The 14,161-nt window shown below is 57.2% G+C and carries 14 protein-coding genes and 3 pseudogenes; 8 read left to right on the top strand and 9 right to left on the bottom strand.

Annotated features, from left to right (window positions below; translation table 11 throughout):
- Positions 1-7 precede the first annotated feature (7 nt).
- Positions 8-1,786, bottom strand: a complete 1,779-nt coding sequence (locus A3C3_RS0129170) for an SLC13 family permease (RefSeq protein WP_022718113.1) — start codon at positions 1,784-1,786, stop codon at positions 8-10.
- Between the two features lie 162 nt (positions 1,787-1,948).
- Here A3C3_RS0129170 and A3C3_RS45565 point away from each other — a divergent pair, with 162 nt between their 5' ends.
- Positions 1,949-2,203: a hypothetical protein gene (locus A3C3_RS45565; RefSeq protein WP_022718112.1), complete on the top strand. Its 255-nt coding sequence runs from the start codon at positions 1,949-1,951 to the stop codon at positions 2,201-2,203.
- A 479-nt stretch (positions 2,204-2,682) separates the two neighbouring features.
- Here the strand turns inward: A3C3_RS45565 and A3C3_RS0129160 are convergent, their stop codons facing one another.
- The gene (locus A3C3_RS0129160) at positions 2,683-3,075 is read right to left on the bottom strand and encodes a hypothetical protein (protein WP_022718111.1); all 393 of its coding nucleotides are present in this window, start codon (positions 3,073-3,075) and stop codon (positions 2,683-2,685) included.
- A 622-nt stretch (positions 3,076-3,697) separates the two neighbouring features.
- On the opposite strand from A3C3_RS0129160, the gene A3C3_RS45560 reads away from it, so the two are divergent.
- Positions 3,698-3,847 carry a hypothetical protein gene (locus A3C3_RS45560; RefSeq protein WP_022718109.1) on the top strand — a complete coding sequence of 50 codons (150 nt, stop codon included), beginning with the start codon at positions 3,698-3,700 and terminating at the stop codon, positions 3,845-3,847.
- A 323-nt stretch (positions 3,848-4,170) separates the two neighbouring features.
- Here A3C3_RS45560 and A3C3_RS44055 read toward each other — a convergent pair whose 3' ends face one another.
- From A3C3_RS44055 to A3C3_RS39550, 3 genes are all read right to left on the bottom strand, one after another.
- Positions 4,171-4,473, bottom strand: a complete 303-nt coding sequence (locus tag A3C3_RS44055; RefSeq protein ID WP_084797062.1) for a hypothetical protein — start codon at positions 4,471-4,473, stop codon at positions 4,171-4,173.
- Between the two features lie 225 nt (positions 4,474-4,698).
- On the bottom strand, positions 4,699-4,986 hold the full coding sequence (locus tag A3C3_RS0129140; protein WP_022718107.1) for a hypothetical protein: 288 nt from the start codon (positions 4,984-4,986) through the stop codon (positions 4,699-4,701).
- Positions 4,987-5,152: 166 nt separating this feature from the next.
- A complete protein-coding gene (locus A3C3_RS39550) occupies positions 5,153-5,455 on the bottom strand; it encodes a hypothetical protein (RefSeq protein ID WP_022718106.1) in 303 nt (100 codons plus the stop codon).
- A gap of 1,076 nt (positions 5,456-6,531) precedes the next feature.
- On the opposite strand from A3C3_RS39550, the gene A3C3_RS39545 reads away from it, so the two are divergent.
- From A3C3_RS39545 to A3C3_RS0129110, 3 genes and pseudogenes are all read left to right on the top strand, one after another.
- Entirely contained in the window at positions 6,532-6,888 is a 357-nt protein-coding gene (locus tag A3C3_RS39545) for a hypothetical protein (RefSeq protein WP_022718103.1), read from the top strand.
- A gap of 208 nt (positions 6,889-7,096) precedes the next feature.
- Positions 7,097-7,210: pseudogene (locus A3C3_RS45550) on the top strand (VOC family protein); the annotation flags it as partial.
- Entirely contained in the window at positions 7,203-7,439 is a 237-nt protein-coding gene (locus A3C3_RS0129110) for a hypothetical protein (RefSeq protein ID WP_022718101.1), read from the top strand. The pseudogene A3C3_RS45550 and the gene A3C3_RS0129110, both read left to right, overlap by 8 nt.
- A 100-nt stretch (positions 7,440-7,539) precedes the next feature.
- On the opposite strand, the gene A3C3_RS47355 is transcribed toward A3C3_RS0129110, so the two are convergent.
- The gene (locus tag A3C3_RS47355) at positions 7,540-7,962 is read right to left on the bottom strand and encodes a hypothetical protein (RefSeq protein WP_233450560.1); all 423 of its coding nucleotides are present in this window, start codon (positions 7,960-7,962) and stop codon (positions 7,540-7,542) included.
- A complete protein-coding gene (locus A3C3_RS47350) occupies positions 7,916-8,248 on the bottom strand; it encodes a hypothetical protein (RefSeq protein ID WP_233450561.1) in 333 nt (110 codons plus the stop codon). Before A3C3_RS47350 ends, A3C3_RS47355 begins: the two co-directional genes overlap by 47 nt.
- 386 nt (positions 8,249-8,634) lie before the next feature.
- Here A3C3_RS47350 and A3C3_RS0129095 point away from each other — a divergent pair, with 386 nt between their 5' ends.
- Positions 8,635-10,155, top strand: a complete 1,521-nt coding sequence (locus A3C3_RS0129095) for an FAD-dependent oxidoreductase (RefSeq protein ID WP_022718098.1) — start codon at positions 8,635-8,637, stop codon at positions 10,153-10,155.
- Between the two features lie 469 nt (positions 10,156-10,624).
- Here the strand turns inward: A3C3_RS0129095 and greA are convergent, their stop codons facing one another.
- On the bottom strand, positions 10,625-11,107 hold the full coding sequence (gene greA / locus A3C3_RS0129090) for a transcription elongation factor GreA (protein ID WP_022718097.1): 483 nt from the start codon (positions 11,105-11,107) through the stop codon (positions 10,625-10,627).
- A 921-nt stretch (positions 11,108-12,028) separates the two neighbouring features.
- Between greA and A3C3_RS0129085 the strand changes: the two genes are divergently transcribed.
- Entirely contained in the window at positions 12,029-12,286 is a 258-nt protein-coding gene (locus A3C3_RS0129085; protein WP_022718096.1) for a YMGG-like glycine zipper-containing protein, read from the top strand.
- Positions 12,287-12,641: 355 nt separating this feature from the next.
- Here A3C3_RS0129085 and A3C3_RS41815 read toward each other — a convergent pair.
- Positions 12,642-13,155 (bottom strand): annotated as a pseudogene (locus tag A3C3_RS41815) (P-loop nucleotide/nucleoside kinase family protein).
- A gap of 716 nt (positions 13,156-13,871) precedes the next feature.
- On the opposite strand from A3C3_RS41815, the pseudogene A3C3_RS0129065 reads away from it, so the two are divergent.
- Positions 13,872-14,161, top strand: a pseudogene (locus tag A3C3_RS0129065) (L,D-transpeptidase); the annotation flags it as partial.

The following is a 14,161-nucleotide window of genomic DNA, read 5'->3' as shown; positions in this document are numbered from 1 at the left end:
TTGCGCGCTAAACAGGCGGCCAGAACAACAGGATCAGAGGCACGCCCAGCAAGACCACAATGGATGAGAGCGGCAGTCCCAGTTTCCAATAGTCGCCGAAGCGATAACCGCCGGGGCCGAGCACCAACGTGTTGCACTGATGTCCGACAGGCGTGAGAAAATCGCAGGCCGCACCCACCGCTACGGCCATCAGAAAGGCGTCCGGACTGTAACCAAGGCGTTGCGCAAGCGTAACCGCGATCGGGGCGACTACGAGAACCGTGGCTGCATTGTTCAAAAACGGAGTTGCGGCCATTGCGACCACCATGATCATTGCGAGGGCACCGTAAAGGGGCAAGGCGCTAGCAAGCTGAGCGAGGCCACCGGCGATAAGGTCGGCACCACCGGTGGTACGGATCGACTCGCTCACGGGAATGAGGGCCCCGAGCATTATCAGGATGGGCCAATCGATGGCCTCATAAGCTTCCCGAAGCGAAAGCGAGCCGAGCAGTACCGTTAGGACAGCAGCCGTAAAAAAAGCCGTGGCAACGGGCAGCAGGCCAAATGCCGTTAGCGCCATGGCACCAGCCAGGACCACCACCGGAACCAGGCCCCTTCGCGGATTCCCCAGGCGGATCTCACGTCCCGCCAAGGGAAGAAGACCGAGTTCCATCAGCTTGGTCGGGAGAAGCACGAGATCGCCCTTCAAAACGAGAACGTCGCCTGGTCTTAGCGCGATGTCGCGCAAACGTTCGGTGAAGCGCTTGCTGCTCCGGCTCACTGCGAGCAGATTGATGTTGAAGCGCTCATGCAGCGCCAGACGCTTGGCGGTTTGCCCGATCAAAACCGATTTTGGGCCGATCACGACTTCAATTCCGGCGATCTCCTCGTCGACTCCTTTTGCTTCCGTGGAGCGGTTGTGCCCCTCCAGCTCCAGACGCGCACGCCTGATGCCTCGCTCCAGCGCCTGAGGGTCTCCCTCCAACAGAACGATATCGCCCTGACAAAGGATGAGGTCCGGCAGTGATATCATGCGCTCGACCTGATTGCGGACAAGCCCGGTGACAAGGACCTCCTCGTCCAGCAAGGCCGACAGATGCCCGATCGACTTGCCGTTAACGAGCGAAGTCGCAGTGACGCGAGCCTCTGTCATGTAGTCCTTGATGTTCAGCGCTTTCTCCATTGTCGGGGTTGCCTCCCTGTCTCGCGGGAGCAGCCGATAGCCAAATGCCAGAAAAGCCACTCCCGCTGCGGCAATACCAATGCCGACGGGAGTGAAATCAAACATGTTGAAAGGGCGACCCGTGAGTTCCTCGCGCATCTGCGACACGACAATATTTGGCGACGTGCCGACGAGAGTGATGAGCCCGCCAAGCAACGAGCCGAATGCCATCGGCATGAGAAAAGATGAAGGGGGCGCTTTCGACCGGCGCGCCATCTGAAATGCGACCGGGATCATCATCGACAATGCGCCGATGTTCTTGATGAAGGTGGACAGGACCGTGACGGCTCCCACGAGAATAACGACCTGGCCCTGCAAGGAGGTCACCTTGGGCGCGACCCGATGAAGGAGCGCCTCTATGACGCCACTGCGTTCGATTGCGGCGCTTACGACCAGCGCGCTCGCTACGATGATGACAATGTCGTCACCGAAACCGGAGAATGCTGCCTTGTGCGGCACGATGCCGGTGAAAACCGCCGCAAGAAGCGCGAGAGACGCGATAAGATCGTAGCGAAACCGTCCCCATATGAAAGCGACCATTAGTCCGATCAGAATGGCAAAGGCGAAAGCCTGATCTTGTGTCATGGATGCCGTCCAGGCCGACCCCTCCAAATACCGAGCCCATATTACTCGCCTGGAGGAACTAATGGCAGGAAAACTGACAAGCTTTGACTTAAAGGCGCTGCCCCGAGCGTCAGTTAGAGCGCTTTCCAGACAGCATGGCCGAAAACCGTGCTATGATGAGCAATGAAAAAGCGCTCCGCACTTGAAGCCGCAAAGCAGCGGGTGACCGATGATCGAATCCAGATCGCGGTCCAGGAGGCCGAAATTGTCGGGGGCGTTCTCAGGTGCGAGCCTACGTCTTTGGCTCGCGAACAGCTCGTCAGCATTATGCAAACGCTGCGATTTCACATCTTTGCGTGCGACCTGATGAAAGCAAAGATAAGCGCAGATCAAAACCTGCCCCTCGCTCGGGGAAATGAATTCCACGAAACTTTGTAAAGCGACGTACAGCTGCATAAATTCATTTGCGTTCCGCTTCCTCGGCACAATGTCGCCCCTTCGGCAGCCATTGCACGGGCGCTGCCGTTAAGGGCCTTCACACCCTAGCCCCGTCATGGTGCATGTCCATCTGTTGTGGTGTGCCAGATAGCTTATCTGGGCAATCGTCGCGCCACTCGGAACATTCTCGTTTGTCTTGATTTGCCACAGCCTTTCATGGAGCGGACAAAGTCCAAGAAAGCGTAGCACTGCCGCTGTTTGAAAACTGTAGCGCGGGATTTGAGCAGAAGGCAGATATGTTACGCGACCAAGCACTGGCGGAAGAACATTCGATCCAGAACCTTACGGCGGCATGCGGAGGAGAAATCGACGCCTATTTGAAGGAGCGACAGAACGCTGGGATTAAGCAAGAGAGTGAGAAGGACCTGCACCCAACGATGAGGTTTGGCGAAAGAGTCAAGTCGGTGAATCACCGGTTGTCAGCCTTCTTGCCGATGTTTGCGCGTTTTAACCGCGGCACGCAGCCTGACCTGCTGTTCATTGTCCAATCGCAGGGCTTTCAGATGGGCAGACTTGGCTATTCTTGCCTTCAGCTCGGCTCGAATGATGATCGCCGAAACGCGGTGCGTTTCCTCCGCTATCGTGGGCGGCCTTCCGGCGGCGTATTTCATCGGGCGCATTCCCGATGTGCCGTAGTTTAGTACAGCTCGCGACCGGGGACATTCCATGCGAAAATCCGGCCTGGCCGTGACCTTATCCTCGAGCAGCTCCGACTTTGATTTTTCATTCCAGTCGTCGAATGCAATTCTCAGGCTTTCAAGGTCGTAAGATGAATGTCTATTGTTGTGATCGAAACGGTCAGGAAAGGACATGACCTTCTCCCCAGTGCTTGGGGCGGGAGCGTAGCGCTCTCAAGCGGCAGTGCCCTTTTCAACGGCTGCCGACAATACGCACCCTATGCTCTTCTACCGGGAACGCAACGAAATCATTTGTCCTTCGAGGGGAACAATAACCTACGCGCCTTGTTTACCGGGTGACTGCGGAGGCGGAATGGTCCCACCCTGTTCCAGCGCAAGCCCTTGTCCTGCGCGGTCCACCATTTCCCCGAGCTCGCCACTTAAATCTTGCATTGGGGCAACCAGCAGAACGGGCCATTCATGATCAATTCCCATGCCGCAAACGAGGCAGAAACCGTGGCACCGATTAGCGGCGCAACCGCCTCGGTCAGGCAAGGGCGATAATCCCTATGATCCGTGGCACGACGGCGTTGCACGGCTTGAAAGACACCTTCCAGCGGTGCGGTGGAAGTCACCGCCCGCATGTTTTGAAATCAATGCAGGTACGCGGAGCAAGGTTCGTTCCGCTAATGAGTTCCCTTTGGTACGAATGCGTTTGACTATCGCCCGTTAAAGGCGCGTCATCTTTTTATGGTCTTTTGACCAGACGCGCGGCCATTCGATGTTCCCCATCGTAGCCACGCCCAAGGAGGCTAACATGCCATCCACCGCGCTCCGTTCTTATCGTGAAAACACGGTTCGCCTGATCCGGGAAACTAACTTCCGCTCGATAGCGACATACTTTGCGGTTCTTGTCGCGATGTTCATCTCGGTCGCCGTCCTGGGGCATTTGCTGCTCAGGACGTGAGCTATTTAACGTGTGTCTCAAACCCCGCCGATGCGTGGCAGGAGCGAGCGGATAGCGCTATGCAGAAATCCAAGGAAGAACAACTACAAGCCCGCGCTTACTCTATAGGGGAAAGGGAAGGCTGCCCTGAAGGAAAAGACGCGAAAATTGGGAGCTCGGCTTAAAGGCGATGGAAGGGCAATCCCCTCCGCAAGTGGAAAAAGCGCATGGCGGACGCCAAGAAAACGCTGAGTTCCAAGGCAGTTCGGCGCGTACTGTGAGGTTGCGTCTCGTTCCGAGAATGTTGCGCGGCAAAAAGGCTCTCATTGCCTTTGGATGTGCGTTTAATGGATCGCGCCAGATGGCTGCGCCGGAAGCCCTTGGATCGCGAAGCGATGGAAACGTGGGGCTCTGAGCGTAACAGCCTCTTTCTTAGGCTTGCCGAAATGTCGTTCGAGCTGGACAGTCAGTTCGGCTGGACTGGTCGTTCCCTCTTGAAAGAGGCCGATCAGAAGCCGGGCTGCGATGGGGAAGGGTCGAGGCTGTTCAAAGAGAACATCGTCCGTATAGCCAGCATCCTTCAGCACCCCCTGAAGTAAGTTGAGGTCGTCGCTCGTCATATATTTAACGGATGTTTCGGAAGACATGACATCCTCCTTTCGGTCGGGGCAAGGGTTTTGCGACCCTCAAACAGCAGCGCCCGTAATGATTACTGCTGGAGGCTAGACCATGCGCCCTCGGAGTAGACAAAGCAAACAATAACTTTCGAGGACGCTCATATACGATGGCAGAATCAGTCTCCCGCGATGGACGAGATGCACGCCTCCTCGGCGCCGTTCCGTGTCAAGCCACGATAGAGCTGCGTTCCCTACTTAGACGCGATCTTTGGTCGCCGGCGGTCGTACGGCTTGCTGGTCTTTCAGCAGCGCCGCATCGATTTCCGCTCGCGTCACTTGCAAATGCTGCCTCTTGAGCGAAGGCGTTTCAATTGACGGAATTTCCAGATGAGCGGCTAGTATCCTGTAAGCGGCAAAGGACAGTTCCTCGATCCGTTCTTCGTCCACCGTCAGCCGATATGTCCCGGCTGCCAGTGGCATAACAAGAGATTGGATGAGGAACGAATGATCGAACCTGATCTCGGTTTCAGTTGTTCTGTTCATGGCCGACTCCCGTCTGGTTGGATGCTGAGGCGACAGGCGTTTGCCGCGCAGCCAGGAAATCTTTCCATCCCGGTCAGCTTTCTCTTCATGCGTTTATAGCCCAAGCCCTGGCGCGATCTGGTCCGGTCGGACAGCCCTTTGTGGTCGCTGCACCAGGTCACCGCAGTCACCTTCGGTTCTCCGCAGCTTTCGAGGCTGCCACCGAACGCGCGCTGGTTGCGCCGCCTTCGTTCTCCCACGACGCCAGTGCATCCGGGTCTGAGCTTTGCCTGCGTCGAAGGGAGGGAGGGTAACTCTGCGAGGGTATCGTGCCGGCCTCAATGCGGCGGATGATCACGACTTCCTCGTGACGCTCCGGGCCCTCGTCGGCTTGCATGTCCGATGTCGCATAATTGGCTCGCTTCAGAATTCGCTGCAGCGTCGAGCCCTCGATAGCTGCAGTTTCACCGATGTAAAGAACAGTTACCACAGCCAGCCCCCCGAAATCAGAAACAAGATGAAAGCGAAGCTGAGCGCGACCAGGATTCTGATTGCGACGTTTTCAAAGGAATAATGATGATGGAACATGGAAGACATCACGTCCTCCTTTGATTGGGGCGAAGGATTTTAACCCTTTTGCGGCAGCGCCCGCTTCAAATGCTGCCGACAGAAACACTGTGCGCTTTGATTAGGTTTTAAGCAAGGCATTTCGTTGCAACAAAAATAAAAACTTTCTACAAGATCCTGTGATATGATGCGTCCATTGGAATATTATTGCACGGAGACGCTTCAATGAAAGCTATTTTTCCAGACATGACCGGACGGCAAGTGGCGATATTTCTGATCGAGACATCGCTCGTAATGGCAGGACTGGTCGTAATCCTAATCGTAGGGATACCCATGCTTTAGAGTGACAGTCGATCACGGCTTGGATGCCGGCATGCGAAGGCAGATCAGGATAATTCAGCGGCTGGTGAGGTCTACCGCAGAAGCAATCGCCCGACCTTTAAGAAGAAGTCGCGGCTTCACAAAGACCCCGGAATACGCGTTTTTTCTGTTTTCTTAAGGAAGCCCGCGGAAGCTTATACTTCACCAGTAGCCTCCGGCGCAGCACCACGAGTGACGCCGGGTTCCATTCACTTCCTCTTTTGCTCCAGCCGCGAACATGCCCGCTGGCTTTTAGCGCCGCCCGTCGCCCGCGTCGGCGATGGCAGTTATCGCCATGCCCTGAATACTCACCTGAACCGCGCATTCCCACGGACGGCGGGTCGTGGGCCCGGGCCGAACCAGACATCGACATCTCGAGTCCGGTCACGAATTTTACTTCGAGCTGAACTCAAATCGGCTCGGAGCGGGAGAACATGCGGTGTTCAAGCACCGGCAACGGGGTGAAACCCCAGAAGTGCCGACCAGCCAGATCTTGTCCTTAAGGTCGATCAGTCGTCCCGGTATCTCGATCCGTTCGGCGCCAAAGATTTGTTGACTCTTATCACAGTGAGAACATAATAGGAACAAACGGGCGGAGCGGCCGCCCGTTGCAACAAATTGAGTAAGGGGAGAACGATCATGCCCCGGCAGCCGATCAAGAGAGAATTGGAACAAGGCACCTATTGGACGCCGCCTTGCGAAGTCGCCATTACTGAAGCGCATCCGCGATTGCTCAACGCGCTGAAAACCGGCTCGGGATTGGATCGCAAACGCCTCTTCGTGGCAGGCGCCTACGATATGGCCCTCGGTTCGCCGATGGGTCAGTTCGAGGTTGCCATAGATTGCGAAAGCGGGCTTTCCTGCGGCGTCTTCAGAACCATGCGCGACTCGGAAGATGTTTCGGGAAAACCTGTGTGGTTTACCTCTGACGGCGATCCGGACAACGCGGTCGAGACGGTTCTTCGCAGCGCCAAGGCGGAAGGGCTAGTTCCCTGATGCGGCCTGTCACAAGGGAAGACACCGACTATGAAGTCGGGGCCGCTCTCGCCTTTCACGACGACCCAAGGCGACGATCGCGACACTGTTGGCTGATCATCATCATTTGAGGCTGCAGCCGCTCCTGCGAAAGGGGATCGGGAGGAGGAAAGGCTCCTCCGCCTTGTGGAACACCGAAATCCTTGGCGATCGAAGCAAGCCCAACTTGATACTGACTGACGCGCTGGCGGCTGGCGGTGACGAAGCAAAGCGGGCGTTTGAGGCCATGATGACGATGAGAAAAATCGACGTCGCCGCTATCGAAGCGGCGCGGCGTGGTTGACGCTCCGGCCGCGTCTTGTGGCCGCCAGATCGACGCGCAGGTCGGCCACTTTTTCATCGCTGCTCTCGAAACGGATATTGCAGGAACTGCCGAGATTGATGCGCAGCGCTCCGTTCGGCGCGAAGGCGAGTTCGCCTCCCGTGCTCGCCCCGTCGAAGAGGTCGTCGATGCCCGCTTCGAGCTTGCCGATCGTGCATCCGCATTCACGTTGCCCGCCATCACCTCATGAATGGAACCTCGGAACATGCGGCTATCTCGAAGAGCGGTGCCGTGGAAGTGTCAAGGTAGGAGGCACCAAGCGGTGGTTTGGAGCGCCTCCTTCACGGCAATCACGTCCTTTTCCTCGGCTCGCATCCCGCGGTGCCGTCGTCAGCAACCGCAATCATGCGTGCGTTGCCGATGTTGCGGGCAAAACGCGGACGTCTTTCCGTCCGGCCGGAAGGCCTTTCCGTCGAGTTCAGTTCAGCATCGAACTTTCCCGGCCCCCACGCCTCGATCGCCTTCTTCACCTCCGCTTCGGAAATCTGCAGCATCTCGGTGAACGCGCTCAGGTCCGGCGCGAGCGCGACGATCGCGCCAATGTTCAGGTCTCGATTGGGCCAGCCGTCCAGTCTCGCGCCGATGCCTGGCGCGTAGGCATCGTCGACGGTCGAGTGGCACACAGCGCAATGAATCCCCACCGACGTAAGGGCCTTGCCATCGGCGTCAAAGAACCCGGTTACGCCGACAACGGCGTCTGGCCGGATCGGCAAGATCAACCTCGCCTCTATTCAGCGCTCCGGCTACATCTTTGGGGATAGCGTTTATGTCGACTTTCAGCCCGAGCTCGAGCGCCCTTTTTGGGCTGAGACCGGGCCCTTTGCCGTCCAGCTTTTCGCCAGCGATCGCCTCATGAAGCTTCAGCTTGCCTCCCCAAAAGTCCTCGCTGCCGAACGTATCGTAGCGAAACGTCTCGCGGCCCTCCTCTAGATAGCGCCTCGCCTGCTCCGTCGCGGCCGCGTCGAAATCCTTCCCTCGCATCGAGGTATTGCCGCTCATTTGAGCAGACGCTGGGATCAAAGTCGAAGGGAGAAGAAGCGAAAAAAGGATCACGTTCACGAAGCTTTGAGGGATATCACATCCCTCCCTGCGGTCGATCTCTCGACGCGTGACATCCGATCTCCGACAAAGGAAAATTCCACTATACATTAAAGCTTACTAATATACAAAGCTTCTCCTCGCTTGCCGTGGCATTTCGGGAGGGATGGGGAACTGCGCGAGGGCTGGAAAGTGATAGCGCATTGTCGGGATTGACCGTCTACGATGGGGTCTCCCCAGGGCCGACTTCCGCCTGAGTGATCCCAAGGTCCGCTGGGCAAGGTTCGGCGGGAACTTTTGCGTTCGTTCTCCTATTTAGCAGGTGTAGAATTTGGAGAAGTCGGGCCATGAATGTCAGCGATGAAAGAACCGTCTCTTTATGGGCGCCGATCAAAGTCGCGCCTGACGTTGTTCCGCTTTCCCACGATGACCAGGTCGATGTCGTCGTTGTCGGCTCGGGAATTGCCGGCTTGTCAGTGGCCTATGAGCTCGCACTCGCCGGGAAGAAAGTGGCCGTCATCGATCGCGGCCAGATCGGAAGCGGCATGACTGCCCGCACGACCGCGCATCTGACATCGGTATGCGACGACTATTTTTCCGAATTCATCGCTCTGCGGGGCCGTGAACTGGCGCGACTCTTCCACGAGAGCCAATCTGCCGCGATCGATCGCATCGAAGCGATTCAGGAGACAGAGGCCATCGCGTGCGATTTCAGACGCGTCGATGGGTTTCTGTTTCCGTCGTCTCGAGCGCAGGAAGGTGACCTCGAGCGCGAACTCGATGCCGCACTGCAAATCGGCGTCGCGGTCGAAAGAACCACGGGCCTGCCGTTTGCGGGGTTCTCGGTGGCACCCGCCCTTCGCTATGCCCGTCAGGCGACATTCCACCCGCTCAAATATCTCCGCGGGCTGGCCGTCGGCGTCCGCGCCCGCGGGAGCGTCCTTTACCGGGACACAGTGGTCGAAAAGATCGAGGAAACAGACGGCGGTGTCCGCGTCGCGACAGCCGCGGGCTTTGTCGTCACTGGAAAATGGGCTGTCGTGGCGACCAATTCGCCGATCAATGACCGTGTCGCCCTCCACACCAAACAAGCGCCCTACCGAACTTATGCGATGTCGTTCGAGATCGGGCGCGGCGTGATCCCGGATGGGCTCTACTGGGATACTGAAGACCCTTACCACTACGTGCGTCTGCAGCCGGGTGACGGCGAAACGGACTTTCTGGTCGTCGGCGGCGAAGACCATAAGACTGGCGCGGCCGACGACGGCGACGAGCGGTTCGCAGCCTTGACGTCGTGGACTAGACGTCTAGTCCCCGATCTTGGCGTCGAGACCCATCGATGGTCCGGGCAGGTGATGGAAACCATCGATTACGCCGGTTTCATTGGTCGCAATCCGGGCAACGAGCGGGTGTTCGTAGTGACTGGTGATTCCGGCGAAGGCATGACCCATGGAGTGGTGGCTGCTCTGCTCATCCGAGATCTCATTCTCAGTGGCAACAGCCGTTGGCGGGAACTTTACGAGCCATCCCGCAAAACACCAAAGGCGATCGGTGACTACCTCGTGGAGAACGCGACAGCGATTAAGAACTTCGTCGAGTATATTGCGCCTGGAGAAATTGATTCCCTTGACAAGCTGCGACCGGGAGAAGGTGCCATCGTCCGCGTGGGCCTCACCAAGATCGCCGCCTTCCGGGACGAAGACGGCACGCTCTACAAACGTTCGGCGTCTTGCACGCACATAGGCTGCCACGTGCACTGGAATTCCCTCGAGCGCTGCTGGGATTGCCCCTGCCACGGTTCGCAATTTGCCGTCGATGGTACCGCCCTGAACGGACCGGCTGTGTCTCCCTTGGCTGATATCCAATAGGTCATTAGGGCGCGCGGACGGATTTCATCCTTGAGATGTGGGACGCCGCGTCGTCGGTCTGCTTGAAATTGATGTGCATAGGACCTGCATTCCGGAGAATGCCATCCCACCCATTTGTAGCGATAGAGCAAATGCCAAATTGGCCCAGGATCGGCCACTCCCCTGGTCTCCGCAGCCATGCGTGAAGGTATGATAAACAATCAAACCGATCCCAGGCGGCCACCGACTTCACGCACGCTTTCCTGCCGCAGCGCCGTTCTGCGATTTGGGCAATTCAGAAATTTTCCGTTCTTTGGTCTTTGTGCGAGGGCCTTCGGCGCGTTGTCCCGTCGCCCGGCCTCATTGCTTGTCAGGAAGGTTCGGAGGTGTGGTGCTTCTTGGCCTTACGCTCGCTTCTCAGAGTAAACTGTCGCTCGAGCCAGAAGCTAACGGTCCCTTGCGATTGGACCTTGGGAGGGCGTTATCTTCACTAGGAGATGGCAAGGATCTCAAGCTCTTGATCACCTACATTGACTATGTCTCCAATAGCTTTGCCCATTAGGGACGTTCCTACAGGGGATGCGAAGGAAATCGACCCGGTCTTCGGATCAGCTTCATCTTCTCCAACCAGGCGATATTTCTGCACGCGCCCGTCGTCGCGACGGAAGGTTACCGTGCTCCCGAACGCAACAATGTCAAATGAAGCAGGGTCAGGGACCACCTGTGCCGTGCGAATTCTTTCGCTAAAGTAACGCATGTCACGCAAGGGGATTGCCGCTTGCCGCCGCCGTTCATTCACGTCTTCGATTGTACTTGCGGCATCGTAGGCTTCACGAGCTTTTTGGCGCTGCAAATCCAGGGCCTTCAATCCCGCTTCAGTAACCAGGTTCGGGTGAGGTGAAATCGGACGGTCGGGCAGCAGAGTTTCCGAAGCCGTTTCGGCACTTTCTTCCTTGGTGAACGCGGTGCTCAATCTCAGCCTCCCTTTAGACTGGCCAACGACATCGGCGATCCGTCACATGCGCAGATCGATTTTATTTCGATTTTTCGATGGTCGCGAGCAGATAAGATACCTCTATCCTGGTCCGACGACGAGAGGATTTTTGCCGGATTGTCATATTCCGCATTACGCCTCCCGGAATGGACATCGCCGGCCCGTGAATAGCGACGATTTCTGGATGGCAGGAGGCTCGTTACCGGGTTGCTGTCCGGCTCGCGCTGTCACGATCCAGATTGCAGCCAAAAGCTGCGCCCTGGAGGGGTCGCCCAAGGCAGCCAGCGCCTCACGCAACAAAGGCTCGGCCACCACTTACCGGGCGGGGTTCTCGCGAATGAGCTTCCCGAGCGGCCCAACTTTCAGGAACACCCAGGTCATTGCGTGGAGATCGCCGCTCGATACCTTTTCATCGTGCGACTGGATGGTAATCTCCCGAAATCCGGCCGCCTCAAGAATGCGGCGTACGTGTTCGGGGTATGTCCGTCGCCGGATCTTTGACCCGCGCCATTCCGTAACGCAGCGATCAGATTAGGACTTTCCCTTCGGCCAACCACTCCGCAACAGGGCGAGAGACCATTATCGGGGCGCCGGAACGCGTACTGCGCTCCATTCAGATGGAAATTGAATGATAAATTAAGACTAAAGTCCAGCCACTTTCGGGCTTCGGTCCAATGTTCTTTGCCGCAAGCTTGATCCATGTTGTGGGCGGCCTGACGCGCACGGATTCGGTAAGCCGCGCGGAAGGTTAAGGGCTTTCCCGGTCCGCCGCTGGGAAGGCCCCTTTTTTTGCAGGGGCGCCGGCATCTCCTGGCTCGGCCTTGGATTCTGGACTTCCATGGATGCTCGGGCTATCTGCTTTCTGTCGTTCGAAAAATTGAATTTAGGAAAGCAACCAAAATGATGAAAAAAATCGTTCTTGCCAGTGCATTGGTAGGTACCTTGGCATCCTGTACAGCGACCGAACAAGGGACGGCGATCGGCGCCGGATCCGGCGCCATCATCGGTGGTGTCGTCACCAATAGTTGGGGCGGTGCAGCTGTTGGTGCTGTGGCAGGCGGGCTGGTCGGCGCTTTGATCGGACGCTCGACGGAGCACCGTGGCTACTGCATCTATCGTGACCGCTATGGTCGCCGCTATGAGGCCCGTTGCCGTTAAAGCGGACACGCCGAGAAATTTCCTGGTCTGATAAGAAAATAGCCGTCTCCTTTCTAATAGGGGGACGGTTTTCCGCTCGGCGTCACGCTCCCGGCCCTCGATGTCGGGCAAGGAAGGTGGTCTTCCGTATGATCCGGCCTGCTCCCTCAGGGACAGCTTCGGCTATCGAGTTCGGCAGCCGGCACGGCGTCTCGATCAGGCCAAGCAGTGGCAATGGGACGATGAAGAAGGCGAAATAACAAAGCCTCGCGGAGCCGCTACCCGGCCATTGATTGGTAAAGCCAATCGAAAAACGTCTGGGTGGCTACGCGTGTACCAGCGCTCTGACCGCCGGAGAAGTGGCGATCGGTGTAAGTCAAGCCGCCGATTGAGTGCGTGGTAGATGTCGACGCCGTCCATCAAGATCATGCGGCGTGCGGTGCAATTCCACGGTCTTCGGCACACTATCGATGACAATCGGGCCTTGCCATTCATCATATGCTCTCGCCGAACTTCTTGCCATCGGCTTCGCGAGACCTTCGACGTCCGTGACGCGCGTTTCAAGACGCCTGCGGGGCTCCGTTTTATCTGGAGCACGACGTCAACCTCCACCGCTGTCACCCCGGCAGCTTGCGCGACCGCCAAGATACTGGGTTATTTGGAGCGGATTCACGCAGTCCGCGATGACGGTCTATCGAGGATCAGATTGTCTCCGGCAATGCCGTAGCAACGATGTAGCCTGCAGGGCCGGGTTCATCTGCTATTCCGGAAGCCCGTATCGCTTGTTCGATTGTATCCACCCGCACATGGACGGCGTTCAGCCGCTGCGCCAGAGCCCGTGCAATCGTCGTCTTCCCACTGCCAGGCAGCCCGCCGAAGATAATGAGCATGATTTCCTCCACAATCAGGACCGTTCAACCGGTGACGCCTTCTGGATGAGTGCCGAAACTTTCATCGCGCAGCCGACAAAATGCATTTATCGCGAGCAGTGCAATTTTAGGTAAATGTATCACGCAGTGTTAATCGCCTCATGCGATGCGTAGCGGATCATGGAGGATTTGACGATTACTATTCGTTTTTGCGCTACCGTTGCCGCCCTCACCTTCGCCGCATCCAGCGCGTTTGGCCAAGCCGCCTTCCCGCGAAATGCGATGATACCCGAGGGATATGTCGCCGTTCAGTCGAGCATTTCGCTGTCGTTGCCCTTTGATCAAAGCGTCCAGGCGGACGAGTAGGTCCAAAGAGCCCAAAAGGCGCTATACGATATTGCGTCACGGAACTGCTCAGTCGTCATGGAGACCATCGCGGATGATTGCAAAATCACTGGAATGACCAACAGCGTCGATATGCAACGCGGCAATAACCGAGATGATTTCATATCGGTTCGCGGTCAGATCAACATGGCGATTAAACTGAAACCATCGACGCAGGGTTCGAAATAGTCCGTGGCTATGGCCCTGGTCACTTCATGCCCATAGCCTCATGAGTCCATTCACGAGCGGCGTCCTTGGAACCGTGGGCATGCCCACGCCGTCTTACTCAGCGGTCATAGTGCTGCCACAGAGTTCGGCCCAATCACGCTTGTATAACAAGCGATGGCGACAAAATGAGATTGCTGGCTCTCTTGGCTGCAGCCCTTTTGCTGACGGCCTTTCAGGCCCAAGCCCAGGTTTACGGGCCTTATGATGGATACGACGACTATGGTGGCTACGGCTATGACGACCCGTACAGCCCTTATCCGCCACCGCTGGATTACGAGCCAGTGCCTCGCTATCGGGAACCTTGGCAAGAACGTCGGGAGCCATCGACGCGAAGCGCAAGGGGAACCATCGTCATCGCCACGCGTGAGCACACCCTTGTTTACATCACCTCACAAGGCGAGCAGTTCGCCTACCC

It is taken from the genome of Rhizobium mongolense USDA 1844 (assembly GCF_000419765.1).
In the GTDB taxonomy this organism is placed as follows: Bacteria; Pseudomonadota; Alphaproteobacteria; order Rhizobiales; family Rhizobiaceae; genus Rhizobium; species Rhizobium mongolense.
This window is presented reverse-complemented; position numbering and strand designations above follow the sequence as displayed.

Coding starts and splice junctions, on each gene's coding strand:
- A3C3_RS0129170 (WP_022718113.1), bottom strand. CDS start 1,786: ATGACACAAGATCAGGCTTTCGCCTTTGCCATTCTGATCGGACTAATG.
- A3C3_RS45565 (WP_022718112.1), top strand. CDS start 1,949: ATGAAAAAGCGCTCCGCACTTGAAGCCGCAAAGCAGCGGGTGACCGAT.
- A3C3_RS0129160 (WP_022718111.1), bottom strand. CDS start 3,075: ATGTCCTTTCCTGACCGTTTCGATCACAACAATAGACATTCATCTTAC.
- A3C3_RS45560 (WP_022718109.1), top strand. CDS start 3,698: ATGCCATCCACCGCGCTCCGTTCTTATCGTGAAAACACGGTTCGCCTG.
- A3C3_RS44055 (WP_084797062.1), bottom strand. CDS start 4,473: ATGTCTTCCGAAACATCCGTTAAATATATGACGAGCGACGACCTCAAC.
- A3C3_RS0129140 (WP_022718107.1), bottom strand. CDS start 4,986: ATGAACAGAACAACTGAAACCGAGATCAGGTTCGATCATTCGTTCCTC.
- A3C3_RS39545 (WP_022718103.1), top strand. CDS start 6,532: ATGCCCCGGCAGCCGATCAAGAGAGAATTGGAACAAGGCACCTATTGG.
- A3C3_RS47350 (WP_233450561.1), bottom strand. CDS start 8,248: ATGAGCGGCAATACCTCGATGCGAGGGAAGGATTTCGACGCGGCCGCG.
- A3C3_RS0129095 (WP_022718098.1), top strand. CDS start 8,635: ATGAATGTCAGCGATGAAAGAACCGTCTCTTTATGGGCGCCGATCAAA.
- A3C3_RS0129085 (WP_022718096.1), top strand. CDS start 12,029: ATGATGAAAAAAATCGTTCTTGCCAGTGCATTGGTAGGTACCTTGGCA.